At 35.2% G+C, this 23,687-nt stretch carries 20 protein-coding genes and 1 pseudogene; 13 read left to right on the top strand and 8 right to left on the bottom strand.

The annotated features are described in order from the left end of the window. Nucleotides 1–225: 225 nt before the first annotated feature. The 8 genes from MHH64_RS16505 (at nucleotide 226) to MHH64_RS16470 (ending at nucleotide 8,944) form a co-directional block, all read left to right on the top strand. Nucleotides 226–1,476 carry a serpin family protein gene (locus MHH64_RS16505; protein ID WP_095311453.1) on the top strand — a complete coding sequence of 417 codons (1,251 nt, stop codon included), beginning with the start codon at nucleotides 226–228 and terminating at the stop codon, nucleotides 1,474–1,476. 412 nt (nucleotides 1,477–1,888) lie between these two features. Next, the gene (locus tag MHH64_RS16500; RefSeq protein ID WP_095311455.1) at nucleotides 1,889–2,794 is read left to right on the top strand and encodes a hydroxymethylglutaryl-CoA lyase; all 906 of its coding nucleotides are present in this window, start codon (nucleotides 1,889–1,891) and stop codon (nucleotides 2,792–2,794) included. 122 nt (nucleotides 2,795–2,916) lie between these two features. Then, nucleotides 2,917–3,486 (top strand): XRE family transcriptional regulator, encoded by a 570-nt coding sequence (locus MHH64_RS16495; RefSeq protein WP_095311457.1) that lies wholly within the window; start codon nucleotides 2,917–2,919, stop codon nucleotides 3,484–3,486. Between the two features lie 248 nt (nucleotides 3,487–3,734). Beyond that, a complete protein-coding gene (locus MHH64_RS16490) occupies nucleotides 3,735–4,931 on the top strand; it encodes a D-alanyl-D-alanine carboxypeptidase family protein (RefSeq protein ID WP_340002037.1) in 1,197 nt (398 codons plus the stop codon). A 188-nt stretch (nucleotides 4,932–5,119) separates the two neighbouring features. Then, complete coding sequence (locus MHH64_RS16485; protein WP_340002036.1) at nucleotides 5,120–5,797, top strand: DUF3889 domain-containing protein; 678 nt, start codon at nucleotides 5,120–5,122, stop codon at nucleotides 5,795–5,797. Nucleotides 5,798–6,235: 438 nt separating this feature from the next. Further along, complete coding sequence (locus MHH64_RS16480) at nucleotides 6,236–6,664, top strand: VOC family protein (RefSeq protein WP_095311461.1); 429 nt, start codon at nucleotides 6,236–6,238, stop codon at nucleotides 6,662–6,664. Between the two features lie 146 nt (nucleotides 6,665–6,810). Then, the gene (locus MHH64_RS16475) at nucleotides 6,811–8,349 is read left to right on the top strand and encodes an AbgT family transporter (RefSeq protein WP_095311463.1); all 1,539 of its coding nucleotides are present in this window, start codon (nucleotides 6,811–6,813) and stop codon (nucleotides 8,347–8,349) included. Nucleotides 8,350–8,530: 181 nt separating this feature from the next. Next, nucleotides 8,531–8,944, top strand: a complete 414-nt coding sequence (locus MHH64_RS16470) for an OsmC family protein (protein ID WP_118890352.1) — start codon at nucleotides 8,531–8,533, stop codon at nucleotides 8,942–8,944. Nucleotides 8,945–8,985: 41 nt separating this feature from the next. Here MHH64_RS16470 and MHH64_RS16465 read toward each other — a convergent pair whose 3' ends face one another. From MHH64_RS16465 to MHH64_RS16450, 4 genes are all read right to left on the bottom strand, one after another. Further along, a complete protein-coding gene (locus tag MHH64_RS16465) occupies nucleotides 8,986–10,548 on the bottom strand; it encodes a flotillin family protein (protein ID WP_095311494.1) in 1,563 nt (520 codons plus the stop codon). A gap of 151 nt (nucleotides 10,549–10,699) precedes the next feature. After that, nucleotides 10,700–11,245 carry an NfeD family protein gene (locus tag MHH64_RS16460; protein WP_340002035.1) on the bottom strand — a complete coding sequence of 182 codons (546 nt, stop codon included), beginning with the start codon at nucleotides 11,243–11,245 and terminating at the stop codon, nucleotides 10,700–10,702. A gap of 361 nt (nucleotides 11,246–11,606) precedes the next feature. Further along, nucleotides 11,607–12,560 (bottom strand): ABC transporter permease, encoded by a 954-nt coding sequence (locus MHH64_RS16455; protein WP_095311497.1) that lies wholly within the window; start codon nucleotides 12,558–12,560, stop codon nucleotides 11,607–11,609. After that, nucleotides 12,553–13,473, bottom strand: a complete 921-nt coding sequence (locus tag MHH64_RS16450; RefSeq protein WP_340002034.1) for an ABC transporter ATP-binding protein — start codon at nucleotides 13,471–13,473, stop codon at nucleotides 12,553–12,555. The genes MHH64_RS16455 and MHH64_RS16450 overlap by 8 nt, the downstream gene beginning before the upstream one ends. Nucleotides 13,474–13,684: 211 nt before the next feature. Here MHH64_RS16450 and MHH64_RS16445 point away from each other — a divergent pair, with 211 nt between their 5' ends. After that, a complete protein-coding gene (locus tag MHH64_RS16445; RefSeq protein WP_095311500.1) occupies nucleotides 13,685–14,692 on the top strand; it encodes a serine hydrolase in 1,008 nt (335 codons plus the stop codon). A 302-nt stretch (nucleotides 14,693–14,994) separates the two neighbouring features. Here MHH64_RS16445 and MHH64_RS16440 read toward each other — a convergent pair. From MHH64_RS16440 to MHH64_RS16425, 4 genes and pseudogenes are all read right to left on the bottom strand, one after another. After that, nucleotides 14,995–15,593 (bottom strand): annotated as a pseudogene (locus MHH64_RS16440) (YitT family protein); the annotation flags it as partial. A gap of 672 nt (nucleotides 15,594–16,265) precedes the next feature. Beyond that, nucleotides 16,266–17,084, bottom strand: coding sequence for a CsxC family protein (locus tag MHH64_RS16435; protein WP_240033867.1), 819 nt, complete (start codon nucleotides 17,082–17,084; stop codon nucleotides 16,266–16,268). A gap of 674 nt (nucleotides 17,085–17,758) precedes the next feature. Then, on the bottom strand, nucleotides 17,759–18,580 hold the full coding sequence (locus tag MHH64_RS16430; protein ID WP_240033866.1) for a CsxC family protein: 822 nt from the start codon (nucleotides 18,578–18,580) through the stop codon (nucleotides 17,759–17,761). Nucleotides 18,581–18,705: 125 nt separating this feature from the next. Beyond that, complete coding sequence (locus MHH64_RS16425; RefSeq protein ID WP_340002033.1) at nucleotides 18,706–19,539, bottom strand: BC_2427 family protein; 834 nt, start codon at nucleotides 19,537–19,539, stop codon at nucleotides 18,706–18,708. Nucleotides 19,540–20,082: 543 nt separating this feature from the next. Here MHH64_RS16425 and MHH64_RS16420 point away from each other — a divergent pair. From MHH64_RS16420 to MHH64_RS16405, 4 genes are all read left to right on the top strand, one after another. Then, nucleotides 20,083–20,625: a hypothetical protein gene (locus MHH64_RS16420; protein WP_095314460.1), complete on the top strand. Its 543-nt coding sequence runs from the start codon at nucleotides 20,083–20,085 to the stop codon at nucleotides 20,623–20,625. Between the two features lie 21 nt (nucleotides 20,626–20,646). Beyond that, nucleotides 20,647–21,015: a hypothetical protein gene (locus MHH64_RS16415; protein ID WP_340002032.1), complete on the top strand. Its 369-nt coding sequence runs from the start codon at nucleotides 20,647–20,649 to the stop codon at nucleotides 21,013–21,015. A 291-nt stretch (nucleotides 21,016–21,306) separates the two neighbouring features. Next, entirely contained in the window at nucleotides 21,307–21,789 is a 483-nt protein-coding gene (locus tag MHH64_RS16410) for a hypothetical protein (RefSeq protein WP_118890346.1), read from the top strand. An 899-nt stretch (nucleotides 21,790–22,688) separates the two neighbouring features. Further along, nucleotides 22,689–23,687, top strand: coding sequence for an SDR family NAD(P)-dependent oxidoreductase (locus MHH64_RS16405; RefSeq protein ID WP_095314455.1), 999 nt, complete (start codon nucleotides 22,689–22,691; stop codon nucleotides 23,685–23,687).

Below are 23,687 nucleotides of genomic sequence, written 5' to 3'. Positions count from 1 at the left end.
TGTTTAGATAATATAATAGTACAAATTATAACAATGCCTTAAAATTAATTCCATGTTGGTAGCGTTAATGAAGTATTTAGAAATTTGTTAGCTATTTGTTTTATTAAACAAATCAAACCGAAACCTGCCTTTATCATTTTTTGTGTGAAAAATATTAATTAATTCCTGATAGTCTGTAACGTTTTCGGCTCTTTTTTAGACTAATGAATAAAGGGCGGTGAGCGGATGAAAAAAATAATTGGATATTCTGTGTTTTTGTTGGGTTTTATAGTAGTGGTTAGTGCTTGTGGCACAACAAATGAATTGGATATTTCGAGCGATGTGGACTTTGGTGAGAATGATTATGAGCAAATTGTTTCTCCTAACAATGAACTTGGATTCAACCTTTTAAGAGAAGTTGAGCCAGATGAAGATGGCAACCTATTCATGTCACCAATGAGTTTATTCATGGCATTATCCATGGTATACAATGGGGCAGAAGGTGAGACGAAAGAAGAAATTGCGAAAGTTTTGCAGGCAGAAGGGGTAGATAAGCAGGCTTTAAATCAGGCGAATGCTTCACTAATGTCTTTGCTCCACAAGCATTCAGAACAAGTTGAACTGAATATTGCAAACTCAATTTGGTTAAACGATGAATTCCAATTCCAAGATACATTTGCAGCAAATAATAGAGATTATTTTAATGCTGAAATAGAAGAGATGGATGTAAACGATACGAAGAGCTCTGAGAAAATTAATAAATGGGTAAAAGATGCAACAAATGATAAAATTGAAGACATTGTCGAAGCCCCATTAGATCCCAATCTAGTCACAATTCTCGTTAATGCAATTTACTTTAATGGGAATTGGACATATGAATTTGATAAACAACAAACTGAAAATCGAGCGTTTCATCTAGCTGACGGCACAACAAAAGATGTTCCGCTTATGTCGCTAAAGGAGAATTTAGCTTACTTGGAAAATGAAGATTTTCAGGCAATCGCCCTTCCATATGGTGAAGATGAGTCGATAAGTATGAACATATTTTTACCAAAGGAAAATACAAGTCTTAAAGATTTCCAAAGTCAATTAACAAATGAAAACTGGGAATCATGGAAATCGGAATTTCAGAAAACGGAAGGAACAATTCTACTTCCAAAATTTCAATTAGAATACGAAGCTATACTAAATGACACGTTGAGCAAGCTTGGAATGGCTGATGCATTTAACGAAGAGAATGCAGATTTCTCAACAATGATCAAATCGGAAGATCCACTCTGGATTAGCCAGGTAAAGCAAAAAACATTTATTGATGTAAATGAAAAAGGAACAGAAGCGGCTGCTGCAACTTCGGTTGAAATGGAAACAACATCCGCACCGATTGAAGAGCCATTTTATATGGAAGTTAACCGACCATTCTTTATTGCCATAACAGACGACGAAACAGACGCGATTTTATTTATGGGGCTTATTGCTAATCCGCTAGAGGGAGAATAACTTGTCTGTTAATAAAATAGGAGACTCTTTTCTTTAAAGTCCATCGAGCTGCAATTATAACTTGACGGCTCTCAATTAGAGAAAGGTTATGTAATGTGGAGTAATAAATGTAATCCTACTAGAAGCTGTGATCCAAATCGGGTTGCGGCTTTTTAGCAATTTAACAAAGATACTTTTTGGATTGACTTTGTTTGAATATTTATTATATACTATATTCAACAAAGTTGAATCAAAATAAACATAGTTGAATATAATGGTTGTAAGGTTTTCTCTGTGATTAGTATATGTGTTGATGTTAATCAATGTGTAATAAGGGGATATATTTGTAAGCGTATTCAGAACTGATATCTCTGTTTAAAATGCCTCTTTCAGGCAATATGAATTTGTTTCTAACATTGAACGGAGGGCTTGAATGAAACATTTACCGAAGTTTGTCCAATTGAAAGAAGTAGGACCACGTGACGGCTTGCAGAATGAAAAGAAATGGATTTCTACTGCTGATAAGATTGCATGGATTAATATGCTATCAGAGTCTGGTGTGAAAGAAATTGAATATACTTCTTTTGTTAATCCCAAAATGATACCCGCTTTATCCGATGCACGTGAAGTAGGAAAGCAAATCAAGCGAAAGGCGGGAGTGTTGTACTCGGCGCTTGTTCCAAATAGGAAAGGTTTAGAATTTGCGCTAGAGGCAGGAATCGATGCAGCTTCTGTTTTTATGTCAGCCAGCGAAACACATAACCAGAAGAATATTAATAAAACAATTGATGCTACGTATCCTATCCTGCATGAAGTCATTCAGGAAGCAAAACAAGCTGGCAAGCGTGTAACTGGCTATGTTTCAACCGTTTTTGATTGTCCATATGAGGGGAAAATCACTCCGGATAATGTGTTAACTGTATGCGAGCATTTATTTGCTTCTGGTGTTGATGATCTCTCACTTGGTGATACGATTGGCACTGCGGTTCCTACCCAGGTTGAGCAGCTGCTCGAGGTATTGATGAAACATTATCCAAAAGAAAAGCTGATCTTACATTTTCATGATACGAGGGGAATGGCGATCGCAAACATTATGACGTCGATGCATTATGGGATCAACCGGTTTGATAGCACCATTGGTGGGTTAGGCGGTTGTCCATATGCCCCGGGAGCAGCTGGGAATGTTGCTACAAATGATGTGCTTTATCTTTTGAATGGCTTAGGAATTGAAACAGGTATTGATGAAAAGAAAATTCAAGACGCTGGTATATTTATTCAAAATAAACTTGGGAAAATCCTGCCGAGCCGTTCGTTAGCATACTTCGCAAATGCACAGTAAACCTTATAATACCGTCACTACAGCAATCCGATTTTGCTTTGGTGACGGTTATTCTTCTCTTGACTAGTACTTGCCGCTATCTTATGATTAAAAAAATGCATACATATGATTAGGTGGAAGGAATGAGTTCGATCGATCTTCAGAGCATAGGAAAAAAAGTGAAGCAAATACGATTACGAAATAAAAAAACCCAACAGCAAATAGCTGATGAATGTGGTATTTCAAAAAGTCTTTTATCAAAAATTGAAAATGGCCAAACAGCATCAGCGATAGCAACATTATCCAAAATAAGTGATGCATTGGGTGTACAGCTTTCCTGGGTGTTGGATGATGAAACGGAACAGAATCTTGTACTGCAGCAGAATTCTAATCGGCAATCTAAAGTGGGCGATGAAAGCATGGGGTATTCTTATGAGCTTTTAGCAAACAGATCCAAATATAGTGGGATTGAACCTACTATTGTACATGTGACCCCGAAAAATATAAACCTGCGTCAGGAAAAAACTTATACACATTCCCAGGATGAATTCATTTATATTCTTGAAGGAGCTATTCATTTGCTTTATGATGGTGAAAAGCATTATATGGAAAAAGGGGATAGTGCCTATTTTCAAGGATCAAAGCCTCATCTATTTGTACCAGTGAATGATGAAGAGGCCAAAGTATTAACATGCTTTATTGATCGTGTCTAATAATTGTAATCCGAATATTAACCAGTATACATAGGGAGGTATACTGGTTTTCTTTTTATTCAAAAGTTTGAGAAACATAACAAGTTAATTAGCTTAATATTACGTATTAATTACAATTTTAGAAAGGTATTTACACACTTGTTCCATACGTTTAGTTTAGAATAAGGCATGATTTGTTTTTCTAAGCGCATCTTTCCGCAATGTGATAAACCATCGAATGGAAAAACAAATAATGGGGAAGTGTTCGTATGAAAGAAGTTGCTTGGACAATTATGATAATTGTCATCATGAATGTAGTACTTGTTCCCATAGCACACGCTGATTCAAGAGAAGAATCAATGCAGATAGAGAGTGACTCTGCAATCGTAATGGATGCATCGACAGGGAAAGTCTTATATGAAAAACATGCGAAAGAGCCGATGTATCCTGCTAGTTTAACGAAAATAGCAACTGCCATTTATGCAATTGAAAACGGGAAACTTGACGAAGTTGTAACAGTGAGCAGCAATGCTAGAAAGGTAGATGGTACGACTGTCTTTCTGGAAAAAGGGGAACAAGTAACGTTAAAAAAACTCATTCAAGGATTGTTGATTAATTCTGGAAATGATGCCGGAGTTGCAATTGCGGAGCATCTGAGTGGGAATGTGAAGACGTTCGCAAAGGATTTGAATACGTATCTAACAGAAGTAATCGGAACAAAACAAACAAACTTTGAAAACCCGCATGGTTTATTTAACGAAGATCATGTAACAACAGCAGAGGACTTAGCAAAAATAACACAGTATGCGATGAACAATGATGTATTTATGGATATCTTTAGCACGAAGGAATTGGAATGGAATGGAAAAACGTGGGATACAACAATACAAACACATCATAAATTAGTCAAAGAGGAGATTCCATATAAGGGAGTTACTGGTGGAAAAAATGGCTTTGTAGCTCAATCGGGTTTTACTTTAGCGACAACTGCGGAAAGAGATGATTTAAAATTAATCACCGTCACCTTAAAAAGTGATGTTGTAGAAGATTCATATAATGATACAATCAAACTATTAGATTATGGATTTGAAAACTTTACGACATCAAGTATCCCTAAGGGAACAACTTTTACGTTTGGTGAGCAGGAATACGCCGCAACTGAGGAATTAGTTTATACACATGCACAGAAAGATAAGCTTGAAGAAGAGATGGAAGCAGATGGAACATTAAAACTGGTGAATGAAAATGGTGAAATAGTCAATAAATTTCAGTTAGATGAAGTTAACAGGGACAAGCCTGTAGTAGCATCGAAATCATCGAGTAATCAATCAAACATAGCTTCCATTATGGAAAGATTTTTTTCTAGTACCTATCTTTATTTAGCCTTTTTTATTGGTGTGCTTATGATCTTTTATTTTCAAGTGCGCAAGTTAAGACTAAAAAGGCGAGATAAGTACTTTTATTAATGCATGTTAGCTTAGAAAAATAATGAATCATACGAGACGCCTGTCACAGGTCAACCTTCTTGATACATATGCTATCAGGAAGGTTTTTTTAGTTTGCGAAATTTTTAAACTGTATCATACACAACAAATTTTGTCGATCAGAATATTTTGCAATACAAGGTTTTATATTATGACGGGAGGAAAGAAAGATGAATCCGAATTATCCTTATTGGCCGAATAGGAATTATTATGAAAATACCTCTTTTCAATCCATACCATATGGACAGCAATCTACTTATGATTATCAGCATGCTTATCCTACAAACTCTAATCATTATGGTCGTCAGCAATCGGTAAGAGGTCAAGCTACATGGACAGACGGGGGACAAGTAACTAAGTGCGGAATGGCATGGTCAGATAATGAGTATATGACAGCAGCTGTTGGAGAAAATTCCCCATATACATGTGGGCAAACGCTTAAAATCAGAAATATTTCTGCTCCATATGGAAGAGAAATCATTGTAAAGGTTGTCGATCAAGTTGCGGGGTATCCTGCGAATCGGATAAATTTACATCGGAGAGCTTTTCAAGCGTTGGGTGTTAATCCGAGTGTTGGAGTTATCAATATTGAAATAACCCCATCTCCTCAATTGGAGCAAGAAAAATGGGGGAAATATTTGTTGGAAGTTACCGACGTGGCGTATCCTGGTTATAATGTTACAGACTATCAATCAGTTGGGAAAACGATGATGTCTTCCACTTTAGTGAGAGAAACATATGAATTTGTATTACAATCTCCACAAGAAACATTAAGAGTACAGGGGAATGTTGTTTATAATCCGAACACCGACCGCATTGTGTCTTTTAACTTGCAGGAAGTGCAGTAAATAATGTTCAACGGGTCGTAGTTTACAGGGTAAAGTCTAGTGACACCGTGTGCTTCAATTGTAAGGCATGTCAATAGATAGGGTTCTTCAATGCATAAGAATAATAATTTGGAATTCATGATTTATGAAACTGCATAAAAAGCTAGCATTATCAATAGTAGTTGAATGCTAGCTTTTTAAGTTAAATTGTATGGGAGGAATTTATGCAACAATACCCAAATTATCGTTAAATTGGATATATAATCTTAGCTGATTTACCAGCATTTTCACAATTTTGATGATTTCTACTGGTGATCGTACGTACTTAATCATGCTATCTAAACATTATTTGATAATGAACCATATTTTGAAACGAAAATTGACACACCAATAGATTTGAAAATAAAATAGAGGGTAATAATAAACTACATAACAAAAACATGAAATGAGGTAGATGAAATGGGGTTCCATATTAATCCGTATATTATGTTGGATGGTAGAGCAAAAGAAGCGGTAGAATTTTATAAACATTCATTAGGAGCTAATATTGTTGGTATACATACTTATGGAGAAATGCCACAAAGCCCCGAATTCCAACTACCTGCTGAAGCAAAGGACCGTGTCCTCCATGCTAGATTAACGATAGGGAATACGGAACTTATGATATCGGATATTTTTCCGGGACAACCCTATCAGCTTGGATCGCAACTAACAATTGCTTTGATACCAGATAATGAAGACGAAGCGAAAGAAGTATATGAGAAGTTACAAGAAGATGGACAAGTAGTTATGCCTATGCAAGAAACGGATTGGAGTCCAGCTTATGGTCAGGTAATAGATAAATTTGGGGTTACTTGGCAAATATCAATGGAAATAAATGCAAATTAGGGATGAATTTTTGAATCACGTTATGCTTCAGCTTGAAGCTTGACGTGATTTTTATGTGCATTTTCTTGATATTCAAGCAACATTGTAGAAATATTTTTTTGTACATGTATACTAGGTATGAAATAATTTAAAGAAGGAGTTACAGCATGAGTCAACAGAATACATCGAAATCAATTCGATTATTAAATTTTATTGAAGAAAAAGGGAACAAGCTACCGCATCCGGTTACAATCTTTATCCTTTTTACGCTTATTGTTATCGCACTATCTCATGTACTCTATGTATTAGGAGTAAGTGTAAGCTTTGAAGGTGTGAATAATGAAACAGGGCAAATTGAAACACTCAACGTGGAGGCTGTTAGCCTGCTAGTACCAGAGGGCATTGCTTATATGTTCTCAAGTGTTGTCACGAATTTCACATCTTTTGTGGCTTTAGGTCCTGTTCTCGTTGCTATGCTTGGTGTAGGAGTTGCAGAGAAGAGTGGTTATATTAGTGCTCTTATGACGAATACAGTGACCAAAGCTCCAAGGAAGCTTGTCACTCCAATCGTTGTATTTATGGGCGTTATGTCCAATGTAGCAGCTTCTGTCGGATATGTCGTGCTTGTACCATTAGGTGCGATTATATTTTTAGGATTCAAAAGACATCCGTTAGCAGGGCTTTCCGCTGCATTTGCTGGAGTTTCTGGTGGTTATTCTGCCAATTTACTGTTGGGGACGAATGATCCGCTACTAAGTGGGATTTCAACCGAAGGTGCACGGATATTAGATGCTAATTACATTGTGAATGCTACAGATAATTGGTTTTTTATGGCCGTATCTACTTTTTTAGTCGTTATTATCGGTACAATTATTACAGATAAGATTATTGAGCCGAAATTAGGGAAATATACGCCTAGTGAAATCGAAGAAAATAAAAATGAAGTAACAAGTATTGAGAAAAAAGGATTATTTTGGGCGAATATTTCTATCCTAATTACAGTTGCTGTTATCGCATCACTTGTCATTCCGGAAAATGCCCCATTACGTGGTGATGAAGGAAGTATTATTGTTTCGCCATTTATGAGCAGTATTATCTTTCTAATGATGCTCATTTTTCTAGTCCCGGGTGTCGTTTACGGAATTGTTACGAGATCGGTAAAAAATGATAAAGATGTAGCACATTTAATGACAGGTTCTTTAGAGACGATGGCAGGATTTATTGTACTCATTTTCTTTGCAGCTCAATTTGTGGCACTCTTTAATTATACGAACTTGGGAACAATCATAGCGGTAAATGGCGCTGCATTTTTACAGTCGATTAATTTTGCTGGTGCTCCATTGCTTGTTGCATTAATTTTTATTACCGCATTTATTAACCTCTTTATTGCTGCAGATTCGGCGAAATGGGCAATTATGGCACCTGTGTTTGTCCCGATGTTTATGCAGATGGGAATCTCTCCTGAAGTTACACAAGTAGCATACAGGGTGGGGGACTCATCAACGAATATCATTTCTCCACTTATGCCATTTTTCCCATTAGTTGTGGCATTTGCACAGCGCTATGGCAAGCAAAATGGAGTAGGGACAGTAATATCTCTCATGCTGCCATATTCAATAACAATTCTTATTTGCTGGAGCCTATTCTTTGTAATATGGTATGTATTGGGAATACCAGTTGGTCCAGGTACGAGTTTAACTTATTAAGAAAGGAAGTTTAAAAAGTCCGGTGAAAAATGACACATCGAATTTCTTCGTTGGCTTGCTTTTCCGCTACTCACGTATTAATTGCATACGTTCCGTTTCTCAAAGCTACGCCGCCTCGAACTTCTCGGTCCTTTTCATCCTCCTTTTTAACACATACTATTAAGAAAGGAAGTTTTAAATAATGAAAGTAACTACAACATGGACAGGTGGACGAGCGTTTGAATCAGTTGGTGATTCTGGTTATGCCACCTATATGGATGCAACAGAAGCCTATGGTGGTTTAGGTAAAGGAGCGACGCCAACTGAAATGCTGCTTGGTTCTTTAGCTGGATGTATTGGAATTGATGTAACGATGATTTTAAGACCACATTTAGAAAAAGTATCAAAAATTGAAATTATCACAGATGGAACGCGTAAAGAAGAGGCGCCAAAGGGTTTCACAGCAATTGAAGTAACATTTATTGTTGATGGAGATATTGATAGCAAGAAAGTTTGGCGTGCAATTAATCTTGGTGAAGAAAAATATTGCTCTGTATCGGATTCATTAAAAGCGAAGATTGATTTTAAGCTGATTTTAAATGGAAAAGAGAGCTAATAAAGAAGGAACGGTCTGTAAAATAGACCGTTCCTTTCAATTTAATTTGAATGATCAGCTTCACTTGCAGCTAATTCATTCTCTTTTTTCGTTTCATAGCGAACACGATCAAAATCGATATCGTCAGGTAAATTGTTCTTTCCTGTGATATTCTCCAGCAAATCTTTCACATCAATACCAGAAGATGCTTTTAGGGATTCCTGTAAAGTTGACATCAGATTTGTTGCATAGCCGGTAACCTTGTTTGCCCCACCATCTGTACCGCTGCTTCCAGTATCAACAACTGTAATTTTATCGATGTTTGCAAGTGGGCTAGCAATTTCCTTCGCATATTCAGGAAGCATTTTCATAACCATATCGAGTACAGCTGCTTGACCGAACTGTTCGAATGCTTCGGCGATTTTTTCTTTTGCTTCTGCTTCTGCAATACCTTTCAGGCGAATGATTTCTGCCTCAGCTTCCCCTTGTGCGCGTTGAGAATCGGCTTTTGCAAGTCCATCTACGCGGACTTGTTCTGCTTCAGCTTTTGCTTGTGATTCAATGCGATATTGATTCGCATCTGCTTCTGCAATTTGTCTAGCCTTTTCGGCAACAGCTGATTGCTCAACTGCATAACGATCGGCATCTGCTTTCTTCTTAACCTCAGAGTCGTATTGTCGTTCACGACGCAGAATTTCTTTTTCTTCCAACTCAATTTGTTTTTGTCGTTCTATAATTTTAATTTGCATTTCTTGCTCTGTAACCTGCTGCTTCGCACGTGCAGTTTCATAGTCATAGGCTTGGTCAGCTCGAGCTTTTGCAATATCCTGTTCACGACGGTATTCAGCTGTCTTTAATTGATTTTCTTTCTCAGCTTCTGCAATTTCTGTTGAGCGTTCTAATTCAGCTTTTTGTGCGTCCTTGGCAGCTTCAGCGCGTTTGATTCGTGTTTCTTTATCCGCTTCAGCAGTTGCGATATCTGCATCACGTTTAACTTGCGCAATCCGTGGTTTACCTAATGAATCAAGATAACCATTTTTATCTTTTACATCTTTAATTGTAAAGGAAACAATGATCAATCCCATTTTTGCTAAATCCTGGGAAGCGACACGCTGCACTTCCTGGGAAAATTTATCCCGGTTTTTATAAATTTCTTCAACTGTCATAGAACCTAGAATGGAACGCAGGTGTCCTTCAAGAACCTCTTTTGCTTCATTCTCGCGGTCTGATCTGGACTTACCTAAAAATTGTTCAGCAGCTGTAGCAATTTCATTGATCGAGCCACCGATTTTAATGATTGCAGTTCCATCTGCCATTACGGGCACACCTTGCTCCGTATAGACTTCTGGGGTGGATACTTCCAGTTTACTAGATAGTAAGCTTAGTGGTTCCGCTTGTTGGAAAACTGGTAATACAAATGTACCACCACCGCGAATGATTTTAATTTTATTCCCAGCTTCATCTGTATGTACATTCTTACCACCTAAATAACTACCCGTTACAATGAGAGCTTCGTCGGGTCCTGCTGTGCGGTACTTTGTCATAAATACAGCAATAAGTGCAATTAATAGAAATACAACAATAGCAATTACGACCCAAATACCAACTGAAATACTTTCTAACATAATTTATCCTCCTTTTTTTGTAGTTGTCAGATAAGAAATTATAAAACTTTCTTATCTGCATAAGTGCAACTAAGGTATTCACCTAAAAGCCTAAAGAATCCCAAGTTTGCTAAAGTTTTTATTAAAATACTTATCCAAATGGATTAGTAGATTAAAAAGAGTATTCGGCATCTAAATCTGTTTCATAAGGAACAACATAAAGAACACCGTTTTCTATTTCAATAACAAGCACTTGCATACCAGCTTCAATTGGCTGATGCTCATAAGCTGCAGCAGGCTTTGAAATCATCCCGCTTTTACTATCGATAATAATCTCGCCAAATCCATTCTCTGGAATTGGAATGATAATTTTGCCTACTCTTCCTTTTAAGGAATCCTCTGTATAGCTAAGCGATTCTTCTGCTGAGGAAATGGGAATTAAAACAAATACATTTAGCAATGTAGTTAATAAGAAAGAAAAGACAATCGAGATACCAATAATAAGCAAACTATTAAAGGATGTGAGAACTTCAAAAATATAACCTGAGGCAGAGAAAAAGGTTATAAAAGATAAAATGAGAACTGGATGAACAAAGCTGATTGCCTCTGTGATGACTTCTAAAATATCACCAAATAAGAGGTAAAGAATGGTTAATATTCCCGCTACAATTAGCGTTATTAAGTAAATCGTTTCGATCGGTGTATCAAATAGCATCATATGCATCCATCCCTTATTTATAGGTGCTTTACTTTATATACGAATAAACGATAATAAAGGTTTCGTAAAATTTGAAAAAAGTACTTCAAATTATGAAAAATTCGTTATGTATGAAATGAATATTGAATGGACAGGAAAAATCATACATATTAAATATATTCGAAACAATGTTTATTATCAATGATTTTATGAAATTGGGTTACAATTTGTATTTGGGAAGTTGCAAGGGAGAATGCAGGTGATTTCAATGAAGGTGAAACAAGAAAGTATTAAAAGGGGAGGAGAGAGGAAGATGACCTAATGAGGATTTGATCATCATCCTGTGTATAAACTCCAATTTAGACTTAAATGTTTGAAAAAATTAGTTTCCTGCAACATCTCGCTTTGTAAAGAAAATCCATGCAAGCAGCATAAATACAATATAATAGATTAAAAGCATTGTAATTGAAAAACCTAATGTCATGCCCTCGATGAATGGTGTATTTCCATCCGCATACTGACTCAAGTCTGTGTTCGCAAACAGGATATATTTTGCCCATGAGCGTTCTGCAAAAAAGAAGACAATTTGGTTTCCAACAAACATAAGGAAAATCGCTAGTCCGATTGCGAGTGCACTATTACGGAATACACTTGAAATCATAAATGCGAAGGTTGCCATCATAAGTAATATAATAAGTTGATAACCATAACCTGAAATAATCTCACCAATAACAGATACGTACTCCAAGCTGCCATTCTTTTCTAGCAATGTATATGGATTCATCCCCTCGATACCAAAGAGAATAGCACCTGTAATACCAGAGAAAATTAAGACAAATAATAGGGTAAATAAGGCGAATAATAGTACAGATACGTATTTGGAAATTAATATTTTGGTGCGTGAAATAGGACGAATCAGAAGAAGTTTAATTGTTCCCCATCTAAATTCATTCGCTATAATTCCTGCTGCAACAATAATCGTTAATAAACTTACTAAGGATAAGAGCATTTTGTTTTCCATAATAAAATGCCATGCACCATATCCTGAAGGCTGAATATCGTTTTCTAAGTAGTAATTATTTTGCTCGATCACCATCGAGTTATAGGTTTCTAAATAAGTCTCATCTTCCATTTCTTGTGTTAAATTTGCGTTTTCTTCTTCTAGCTGTGTACGCCATGAATCCGATTCATAGCTGTTTTGAATATCCCCAACTGTATTATTTAATATTCCAGTGCCAACTATAATCACAGCTAATACTATATACATAATCCATGTTGATTTCACAACGTAGATTTTTTTAAGTTCATTCGAAATAAGTTTTAAAAAATTACTCAATCGTATTCTCTCCAATCAAATCAAAGAATTTATCCTCAAGCGATGCTTTTGTAATGCTTACTTGATAAACAGATATATCATATTTTACAAACACGTTAATAACTTCTGGTATTTTTTCCTTTTCTAGCTGGAAGAGAAGATTTGCACCCTCCAGAGCGGCTTGAATTTTAAACTCAGTTTTTAATATTTCTATTGCCTTTTCGCTAGGTGATACTTCGATTTTAACCTGCATTAAATTATCGGTTGCTACATTTTCATGTACCTGTTGGGTGGCTACGAGCTCACCGTTTTTAATAATACCAATTCGGTCACACATCAACTCGATTTCTGATAAAAGGTGACTTGAAATAATAACCGCAACGTTATTCTCCTCTGCCAATTTTCGAATGTATCTCCGGATCTCACGAATTCCAGCGGGATCAAGGCCATTTGTTGGCTCGTCTAATATTAAAATCGAAGGTTTATGTAAAAGTGCTTGTGCAATACCTAAACGTTGGCGCATCCCTAAGGAATATCTGCCAACTTTTTCCTTCATAGCCTTTTCGAGTCCGACAATTTCTACGACCTCTTTGATTCGGTCCTTTGTTATCCCAGGTATCATTCGGGCATAATGGGCTAGATTTTGTTCACCTGTCATAAATGGATACATTTCTGGGTTTTCAACAATTGCTCCAACCTCGCGTACAGCTTCCTTATAGTTGGATTTAATACTATTCCCTTGGATGAGGACATCACCATCTGTTAGCTTCATCAACCCAACCATCATTCGAATCGTTGTTGTTTTTCCCGCACCATTTGGACCAATAAAGCCAAACACCTCTCCTTTTTGGATTGTAAAAGAGAGTCCTTTAATAATTTCTTTCTTGCCAATTGTCTTTCGTACATCAACTAACTCCATTGCTGCTTCTGACATTGATTAATACCCCTTTTCTTATTTCTTGATAGGTTGTACGTTGAACGAAGATTAGAAGTTTCATATTTTGTATATTTTTATAAAAAATTCAAGAAAAATGTGGTAATGTTATCTATGGGAGTGATTGTAGGAATATTTATAAAATTAATGTTATTTAATCTCTCGCTGTTTGTTAAGCTTATCTCCTAAGTACAAAGAAAGGATTGTCTATATGAAAAATAAGCTTGTGGAATTGCAAAAAAGAAATAATTTTTCAGGAACAATTATTGTTAAAGATAGCAATGGAATGAATGTGGAGCTTAGTTCAGGTTATGCTAATCGATCAGACAAGCTGAAAAACAAACAAAATACGAGGTACGGTATTGCATCCGGCTGTAAGCTTTTCACAGCAATTGCAATTTCTCAACTTGTCCAAGCTGGTAAATTAAGTTTTGAAGAAAAATTAGAAAATACAATTGATGTTGTCTTTCCGCATTGGGATGATTCCATAACAATTCATCATTTGCTAACACATACATCCGGAATTCCAGATTACTTTGATGAAGAAGTTCTGGATGACTTTGAAGCTTTATGGAAAGAGACACCGATGTATATATTGCGTCGTCCAGCTGACTTTTTGCCACTATTTCAAGATAAGCCGATGAAAGGCAAACCAGGGGAAAGGTTTCATTATAATAATGCTGGTTATATATTATTGGGACTTGTAGTTGAAAAGGTGAGTGGGCAGCAGTTTACCGACTATGTACATGAACATATTTTTCAACGAGCTGGCATGTTGAATTCGGGGTATTTTTCTTTTGATGCACTTCCGGCAAGAACTGCCTTCGGTTATATTGATGAGGTGGATGGGTCGTGGCGCACGAATCTGTATTCTTTGCCGATTCGCGGAGGCTCAGATGGAGGTGCATTTGTCACAGCACCAGATATGATTAGGTTTTGGCATGCATTGATTCATCATGAGCTACTTGATGAATCTTTTACGAAAAAGCTATTGACACCTTTTGTTCATGAAGAAGATAGCACATATTATGGTTATGGGATATGGATAGCAAAAGAACCAGAAGGAATTGTGAAATATCACATGATGGGCTATGATCCAGGTGTTAACTTTCACTCAGCGTACTATCCAACTCATGAAATTACATTTGTTGCATGTTCCAATGTATCATCTGGTGCATATAAGGTGATGGAGGTACTAGAAGAGGTTATTAATAATTAACTTACTGTAAAAGCTAATAGTACAAAATTAATAGCAGTTGTACCAAGTAACACATCAATTATAAGACCAAGTCACACAATGATTTGGTCTTTTATTTTGGCTATATAACTTTTATAAAGGTATACCATCTTAAAACAACGTAGTAAATCGTAATCGTGCTAATTCTGTCATCTGATTTTTTAATATATTCTTTGTTAATCATCCATTAGTCGATACTGCATACAAGAATATGAATTCTATATCAAAACTTTTGGAAAGCAATTTGAACAGTAATAAGTGGTTACACAATGGGAAGTCTAAAAACTAGTCTTGAACCCTTCAATTGTAAAGTCAATCATTTTTGAGGCAATAAAATATGTTATCAGTGAATACATTGCTCTATCCCAACCGAAAACAAAACCTGCACTGAAAAAAATAAAAACATTAATAAACAAAACAACCTTACCAACAGAGAAGGATGTCTTTCGATTAAGTAGAATTCCCAAAATTTCTGTACCATCAAGAGAACCACCGGACCTGATTACCATTCCAACACCAACTCCTAAAAAGGCTCCACCAAAAATTGATGCCAGTATGGATTTTCAGTTGGAACAGGTACGTTCAATAGAAAAAGTGTTCCTAGTGATAAAACGCTTAATCCAAACAAGGTAGTTACCACAAATTTTTTACCGATTTGCCTATAACCTAAATACAGGAAGGGAACGTTTAATATCAACAAAAATAACTCTAATTTAATGCCCGTTAAATAGGACATTATTATTGAAATTCCAACAATCCCACCATCAATGATATTATTCGGAACTAAAAAAATCTCCAATCCAAATGAAACTAAAAGGGCTCCTAAAGTAACCAAAAGGGAACGTACTATTAGTTTCAATATCGGAAATTGGTTTCGTTCCATCCTGATATTTTTTAAGGGGAGGAACTTGATTATGAAGAATGCCGGTAGTAAAAAACCAACTGTTTCTCCAATGAGCGCAACAATCCTAGACCAACCATAAGGGACAATGTAACCATAGCCATCGAAAAATAAAGTTCTTGCACTTAGGTATAGTGAATTCAATAATTTTTGTGAGAATAAGCTCTGAGATTCATTAAATGAAAAGGAATTAACTAAGGTCCCAACATTTAAAATATCTAATAGAAGGTATATACAACTAAATGTGACATAAACGTTTATGTAAAGAATTAAAAAAATCAATAATACGTATACTTTTTCTTCTCTGATTAAAGAAAACATATAATTGCTTTCCTTTCTTATTAACAGGACGGGTCGTTAAAATACTATGATATAAATTCTATTCTTAATACTTGATTTTGAGAAGTAAACTTCAAAGAAACCTCTCTCACGTGTTTTTTGCCTTTGTCGCATCTTTAGACTGTTCATTGATCTTTCTCCCGCATTATTCTAATGCACATGAAATGCTTCATAAAATCAAAAAAACTACAGATTCAAAGGACTAGGATTTGTTACGTTTATCATCATAAAACAAGTTGAGCTATTACTAAGCTCAACTTGTCTTCACCAATAATCAAAAGGATTACATATTAAATCTTTTGTACTAAATAATTCCTAGCAATCGTTTTCGTGTCTGTTTGCAGCGACTCCACCATTAAGTGGAATTTGTTGAACCTGTAACACTTTTAAAGTAAGGTCGGTAACGATTTTTTCACGTAATTTGTTAAAACTGTCGTTATTAGAGCATTTGCCTTTGTGTGAGTCAAATGAATGTGGAGAAAAGTCAAGTTCAAAGAATTCCGCGCTAATAAGTTCACAGAATGGCTGTTCATTGTAAATGACACTATTTTGGAAGTAGTATTTATCCAAACGAGGAGATTCTCCGTGTTTAGGATCAAGAAATTGTGCTCTTCTTTGCTCTCCAAAGCCGAAAATCGGTAAATTCATTAGATCACCAGTTAAATCTGCAAAACCAGAAAATGGAACCTTGGCTGTTAAAGTACGTAGTGCGCTATTACAGCCATATGGTGCGTACTCGATGTTTTTACGAATATACCCTTCTACGAATAACTTGGCTCCTTCAGAAGTGAAGAATCCTGAGTCGTTTATTTCTGTAAATGGACCTACAGGAACGAGTTTGCATTGTGTTAAGAAAACATCCTTTAATACTCTTTTAATTTCAGTTGCTGGCGGATCAAGCGGAATGTCAGCTTCTACTACCACTTGAAGCGTTGTCTCAGCTAGAACAAGCGGGACTTTAATAAGTGCACCAGTTAGATCTGGATTAACGACAGGAGTAGCTGGAGTATCCTGAAGTTGAACCTCTGTACGTGCTTTAACATCACAGTTTACTTTACCGGGATCTGGAGCCTTCTTCGTGTTATTTCTATTCACGATAGTATTATTTAAATAGCTTTTACCAAAGCCTACCATAATAAAAATTCCTCCTATTTATTATTGTTAATAGTCTATTACCTTTACATTAATAAGATATTCGATTAGTAAGATTATGACTAGACTAATAATAGGAGTCAATCGTTGATTTTTATTAGTAAATTGAAATTTCATCATCTCAGATTCTATGGAATTTATTAAGTTGAACTAAAGGCCTACTCCAAAAAATAATTTTTAATCATTCTTATGGTGACAATTAATAGCAATAAGAAATAGCATTGACTCTTGAATAAAGCCTTCGATAAATACATCATTTGACCTTGTCCGTTCCGTATTGATCTGACGAATGATTGAATTTGAAGGGTAAGAATTTACGATTTGTCAATACAGCTTCTGTTGAAATTTACAAATCTTGCTGATCCCTTTATCCATTAGTTTGTTTTTCTATAATACGATTTCAATTTCATATTCGCTAAGTACAATTGGAATAAGATATGGAAATGCATTACTAAAAAAGTCATGCCTCTTCTAGTGAGTTTGAGTTTCGTTTAAAAGGCTGGAAGTTGTTATTTTTCTTAGATACTGTATAAGACTCTTTGTTTAAATTCATCAATACATGTAATCATAAAACAAGTTGAGCCATTACTAAGCTCAACTTGTTTTCACCAATAATTAAATGGCATATTTATTAATCTTTTTGTGTTAAATAAATCTTAGCAATCGTCTTCGTGTCTGTTTCCAGCGACTCCGCCACCATTAAGTGGAATTTGTTGAACCTGTAACACTTTTAAAGTAAGATCGGTAACGATTTTTTCACGTAATTTGTTAAAACTGTCGTTATTAGAGCATTTGCCTTTGTGTGAGTCAAATGAATTCGGAGAAAAGTCAAGCTCAAAGAATTCCGCGCTAATAAGTTCACAGAATGGCTGTTCATTGTAAACGACACTATTCTGGAAGTAATATTTATCCAAACGAGGAGATTCTCCATGTTTAGGATCAAGAAATTGTGCTCTTCTTTGCTCTCCAAAGCCGAAAATCGGTAAATTCATCAGATCACCAGTTAAATCTGCAAAACCGGAAAATGGAACCTTGGCTGTTAAAGTACGTAATGCGCTATTACAGCCTTTTGGTGCGTACTCGATGTTTTTACGGATATATCCTTCTATGAATAACTTAGCTCCTTCAGAAGTGAAGAATCCTGAGTCGTTTATTTCTGTAAATGGACCTACAGGAACAAGTTTACATTGTGTTAAGAAGACATCCTTTAATACTCTTTTAATTTCACATGCTGGCGGATCAAGCGGAATGTCAGCTTCTACTACGACTTGAAGTGTTGTCTCAGCTAGAACAAGCGGGACTTTAATAAACGCACCAGTTAGATCTGGATTAACGACAGGAGTAGCGGGAGTATCGGGAAGTTGAACCTCTGTGCGCGCTTTAACTCCACAATTTACTTTGCCGGGATCTGAAGCTTTCTTCGTGTAATTTCTATTCACGATAGTATTATTTAAATAGCTTTGACCAAAACCTACCATAATAAAATTCCTCCTATTTATTATTGTTAACAATCTATTAGTTTTACATTAATAAGATATTCGGTAAGTAGAATTATGAATGGACAAATAGTAAGAGTTTAACGTGGAATTTTATTATGGCAATCTTAGAATTGAACTAATTGCAGCAATTGAATCTTTAGATCTACCGCTATTTTCTGATCTACTCGATAATAAACTTTTTTTAACCATTCCCTTGGTGACATCTTTTCCCAATTAATTGCCGGGAGATATTCCATTGATTCTTGAATAAAGCCTTCAATAAATAAGACGCCATTTGAAGCTGTCCGTTTCGTTTGATCTGACGAATAATTGAATTTGGAAGGTAAGAATTTACAATTTGTCAATACAACCTCTGTTGAAACTTCCAAAATCTCCATGATTCCTTTATCCATTAATGTGTTTTCCTCTAATGCGATTTCAATATCATATTCCCCAAGTACTATTGGAATAAGAAACTTTGCATATGGAAATGCATTCCTAAAAACGTCATGCTCTTCTAGTGAGTTTGATTTCTGTTTAAAAGGTTTCGTTATTTCTTGCTGGATGTTGTTACTATTCTTAGATACTTTAGAAGACTCTTTATTTAAATTCATCATTGCATGTACGTTAGAAAAAGCCAATCTGCCATATGGCTGCTCATGATAATAAGTGGATGTATTAAGGTGATATGTCTCAAAGTCAGGATTCATCCCAGTTTGATCTTTGAAGTTAAATGAACGCTCTGCTGTATGAACGAAAATTGGCTGTTGAAGGAAATCGTCAATTTTTATATAAGTGGAAAATGGAACTCTAATGTGTTTCACTTGGTTACCAATAGATGTACTATACCCTGCTAAAACAGTGTTTTTGTTAACATTATTATGGTTAGATATCTCTACTGCTTTTGTATTGTTTGTTGCAGAGAGAGACGTAATCTGATAATTATTATTAAATTTCATTTCAATTTCACTCCTTGAACAATCCTGTTTGCCTACTATTTATTTATGCAGTTAATCATCTTTCGTCCCTGTTTACACGAATTTTAGCTCGTCCAAAACGGGCTGTAAGAGTGAAGGACGGTTAGAAGCAGAATTTGAGTATGAGATGTAAGAAAAAATTTAACCGTTTGTAAAAAAGGCTCCGTGATTTTACTTCTTGTGGATATTATAAAATTTGAGGTTAGTGGTGTATGAAACTATATAATGAATTATCAATCTGGTGGTCATTGCTGTCACACAACACAGAGTGGTTTAAATGGGATAACAAACATCTCTCAGAGAGCTAGAACAGATGATAATCTCACCCATACAACAAAATGAGAAGCTGAACTAGAGCATTATCTCAGTTTCGTGTGTTTTGCAAAAAGTGGCCATTATTGAACGACACCTACCAGGTAATCTGACTACTATAACGATAATATTTTTCTAGTTTGCAGCATATGTTTAAAGAGAGAAATCACATTTCTACTTTTTCCATCAATACAAAAGGGAGGATTGTTTGTTATGGTTACGAATACGGATTTAAAAATTAGGTTTTCCCAGCTGGAAGCTGAATTAGGACAAACCCAGAATTATATAAAAGAAAAGTTAAAAAATCTTAATAAATCAAGCTTCGAAGGTGCAGCATTCTGTTATTTTAATCAAACTGTCGTATTGGATTATGAGCAGTATTCAACACATCAAATTACTGGAGATTTTCACATAAAAAACTTGTCAGCAACTCCAGTGGAATTACCAAGAATACTTCTCAAAATTACTACAGAAGATGAATTTAAGTTTACTGGAAAATATAAGTCGTCTAACCAAAATCAACAAACCCATAATTTTGAATGGGAGCGTATTGAATTAGGAAATGTTGACCCAATTACCCATTACTTATTAAAGCCTGTCCAAGCAAAAGAAATTTACCCTACTGAGCAATTGTCATTTCAGGACTTTCAAATCATCATTCCATTCGGTACTACTATACGTGTTGACGGTTTTGTTTATTTTGAAGGGAAGCAAGATGGTATCTCTGCAATTAATTCCATTAATATTGCAGGTTAAAAGAAGGAGAGTGAAGTTGAAGTGAATCATAAAATAAAAGAATTATTGGAACGTTCAGTTATTAAAATGCTTGAAGAAGAATTAGAAAATAGTCCATCGGTAATGTCCAGTAGCGATGGCAAAACAATAGTAACGATGAAACAGAATAGTATGGTTTCTCTCTTGCTTTATCTTCATTTAATCAATAGGGAGAGTGTACAAAGCAATCATAAAGAGAGTCATAACAATGTGGATGAAACAAAAGCCATGAATGAAACTGCTTCTGAATCTGGAGTTAAGGATATGAATGATGAAGAGGCAGAGGATATATTTCAGATAATTAATGATTTACAACAAAAAAATAACAACTTTCATCAGGAAATAGCTGATTATTTTAAAGATAAAACATAATAATTGATTGTTTGCTTGTCGCTTCTGCTCAAAAGATCGTCATGATCACCTTGGGGCAGATTTTTTTGTGTTGATAAAACTTCTCTTATGTTTTAAAAGTTGAATAACGTAGTCTTTAATCTTATAAATTCAAATTATCTGGTTTAATCCTCTCAAGAATTTGTCACGGCAAATAATCCTACTTCATTGTGGATTTTCGTAAAAATTATTACAAAACTAGACGTATACACGGGCAAATTAATTATAGTCGCGTAACTATGTAAAGAGGAACAAAAGGGGTGGGTGAAGCAGTTGAAATATAATCGTGTTATGCATTTAGAAAGAACTTCTTCCGGCAGATTTCGTGAGGTAAGAAATCCAGTGGTACGTAGTACACAAACGAAAGGACAGCAGGAGGATAATAGTATGTCGGAACTATACGATAAAGTGAAAGGAATTATGAAAACCTTAAATACGTCAGAGGTTAAATTAGCTGGAAATATGGCTAAAGATTATATCAAACAATTTTTCCAAAATGATTCAATAAGTCAGGAGGAACAATACTCGGAAGAAGAGGATGAACATAAATCACAGCAAGAGACAGAGTCAATCGATGAAGATAAAAGCCAGCAAAAAATAGCATCCAAGGATGTTATTTTGATAATGTTACGCCATGCTTTAGATGACCCTGCGGTGCAAGAACAGATTAGACACTATATTAGGAAGCTAGGAAACGATGAGGAAAGGTTTAATCAGTTGATATTGATTATGTCAGATATACTTCAAAAGAAATAAGTTATGAAAAGGAGTCTTAAGGTCACTTCTTACTTTATGAGCTATACTGGATAGCTATAAAATAATAAAGTTTATTTTATTATAGATTGATAAACTTTTCCTGTAAGAGTGTCTCCACTAAACTAGTTGAATACAGTTTTCCAATGAAGCTATGTTAAGCAGCTTCTTTTTTTATGGTTACATGCTTTGTAGAAACTGCATAAACCAAGTGTGTGAGAAATTGCTTTTAGGGGCAAATGATTCCTTATGGCAGAAAGCTCTGTTGTGCTTGAAGTTGTTAATTTCACATATCATCAACCACTGCTATTATAACTTAAATTTTCTCTGCTTCTAAATATTCATAGAACCGATTCCCTTCTATTAGGAGGATCGATTTTGAGCCAAAATGATATGAACAGTTGTCCGTGTTAATAAAACACTTGATGAGGTGTATATTTTAAATTCCCACAAGCGTTTTACTGAACGTTTAATATAATTTTTAAATATATCAAGGTGCCTATTTGAATTTTATATAGTATTAATGAAAAGAAACAACGACCAAATTACATATGCAATGCTGGGAAATCCGCACATATATAAGAAAAAAGTGATTAATAGGTTAGAGTCTTTAACTCATATTCTCTTTATGAATATATATAGTATCACACTGTACAAGACTAAAATTGTTTAAAGTGCATCATAAATTTAGTGAAAATAATAGAAAAATTCAACATAGCACAGCGTATGCGCTAGATTGTAAGCTCGAAGGGAGCCAAAGACTTTCGCAGACCATGGACGATTTTGATTTTAGCAGATATATTTTGAGATTAACTTAGAACTTTGCTGTGTTATTTTTACCGTATTTATGGAATCACCTATGGCAGTATACGAATATTTAAATAAAGAGAGTAGGAACTAATGTGTATTTTAGTGAAAAAAAAGTATTGGTTATCGGAGGTACCGGAACGATAGGTAAAAGTATAGTGCAATCGATCATGAAAGAAAATCCAACATTAATAAAAATATTTAGCAGAGATGAATTTAAGCAGCACAAACTTCGATATGAGCTAGATAATAATGAAAAATTACGGTTGGTAATTGGAGATATTCGTGATTATGATAGCTTGTTTGCTGCTATGCATGATATTGATTATGTATTGCATTTAGCAGCAATGAAGCATGTTGATCTGTGTGAATACAATCCATATGAAGCTATTAAAACGAATGTACAGGGAACTAATAATGTAATTAAAGCTGCAATTTCACAAAACGTAAAAAAAGTAGTGTTTACGAGTTCAGATAAAGCTATTTCTCCTACTAATACGTATGGTGCGACTAAACTTATTGCAGAACGGTTAATTTCTTCTACTGAATATAGCACAAACGGGAAACAGACGATATTCGCAAGTGTTCGATTTGGTAATGTAATGGGATCAAGAGGTTCAGTAATCCCACTTTTTAAGGAGCAAATTCTTAAAAATAGGAAAATTACAGTTACTGATAAGGATATGACTCGTTTTATGATGTCGTTGAATCAGGCCACACAGTTGACAATAAAGGCTTTGAAAGAAGCAAAAGGTGGGGAGGTTTTTGTATTAAAAATGCCTGTTATTAGACTAGGAGATTTAGCTGATATTTTAATAGGAGAAACATGTAAAGAACACGATATGAAAATGGATGAAATTAATGTTGAGGTGATGGGGTTACGACCAGGGGAAAAAATGTATGAAGAATTGATGACCTACGATGAGTCTAGGGAGGCTTGGGAATTAAAAGATATGTATATTATTCCAGGAACTGAAAAGGTAAGATACAACAATGCGAAAAAGTGTAATCATGGAACATACAGTTCGATGAATCAAGCACCATTAAACGTTAATGAATTACGTAAATTGCTAAAGGAAGAAGAACTAATTTAA

The sequence above is a fragment of the Oceanobacillus sp. FSL K6-0127 genome (assembly GCF_037983385.1).
GTDB classification, from domain to species: Bacteria; Bacillota; Bacilli; order Bacillales; family Amphibacillaceae; genus Oceanobacillus; species Oceanobacillus profundus.
The sequence above is the reverse complement of the archived record's forward strand: the minus strand, read 5'-3'. Positions and strand labels throughout refer to the sequence as shown.

What these genes read in the sequence shown, in the direction of transcription:
- MHH64_RS16445 (WP_095311500.1), top strand. Translation starts at nt 13,685, where the DNA reads ATGAAAAATAAGCTTGTGGAATTGCAAAAAAGAAATAATTTTTCAGGA.
- MHH64_RS16430 (WP_240033866.1), bottom strand. Translation starts at nt 18,580, where the DNA reads ATGGTAGGTTTTGGTCAAAGCTATTTAAATAATACTATCGTGAATAGA.
- MHH64_RS16435 (WP_240033867.1), bottom strand. Translation starts at nt 17,084, where the DNA reads ATGGTAGGCTTTGGTAAAAGCTATTTAAATAATACTATCGTGAATAGA.
- MHH64_RS16450 (WP_340002034.1), bottom strand. Translation starts at nt 13,473, where the DNA reads ATGTCAGAAGCAGCAATGGAGTTAGTTGATGTACGAAAGACAATTGGC.
- MHH64_RS16460 (WP_340002035.1), bottom strand. Translation starts at nt 11,245, where the DNA reads ATGATGCTATTTGATACACCGATCGAAACGATTTACTTAATAACGCTA.
- MHH64_RS16485 (WP_340002036.1), top strand. Translation starts at nt 5,120, where the DNA reads ATGAATCCGAATTATCCTTATTGGCCGAATAGGAATTATTATGAAAAT.
- MHH64_RS16425 (WP_340002033.1), bottom strand. Translation starts at nt 19,539, where the DNA reads ATGAAATTTAATAATAATTATCAGATTACGTCTCTCTCTGCAACAAAC.
- MHH64_RS16475 (WP_095311463.1), top strand. Translation starts at nt 6,811, where the DNA reads ATGAGTCAACAGAATACATCGAAATCAATTCGATTATTAAATTTTATT.
- MHH64_RS16500 (WP_095311455.1), top strand. Translation starts at nt 1,889, where the DNA reads ATGAAACATTTACCGAAGTTTGTCCAATTGAAAGAAGTAGGACCACGT.
- MHH64_RS16490 (WP_340002037.1), top strand. Translation starts at nt 3,735, where the DNA reads ATGAAAGAAGTTGCTTGGACAATTATGATAATTGTCATCATGAATGTA.
- MHH64_RS16480 (WP_095311461.1), top strand. Translation starts at nt 6,236, where the DNA reads ATGGGGTTCCATATTAATCCGTATATTATGTTGGATGGTAGAGCAAAA.
- MHH64_RS16420 (WP_095314460.1), top strand. Translation starts at nt 20,083, where the DNA reads ATGGTTACGAATACGGATTTAAAAATTAGGTTTTCCCAGCTGGAAGCT.
- MHH64_RS16505 (WP_095311453.1), top strand. Translation starts at nt 226, where the DNA reads ATGAAAAAAATAATTGGATATTCTGTGTTTTTGTTGGGTTTTATAGTA.
- MHH64_RS16470 (WP_118890352.1), top strand. Translation starts at nt 8,531, where the DNA reads ATGAAAGTAACTACAACATGGACAGGTGGACGAGCGTTTGAATCAGTT.
- MHH64_RS16465 (WP_095311494.1), bottom strand. Translation starts at nt 10,548, where the DNA reads ATGTTAGAAAGTATTTCAGTTGGTATTTGGGTCGTAATTGCTATTGTT.
- MHH64_RS16495 (WP_095311457.1), top strand. Translation starts at nt 2,917, where the DNA reads ATGAGTTCGATCGATCTTCAGAGCATAGGAAAAAAAGTGAAGCAAATA.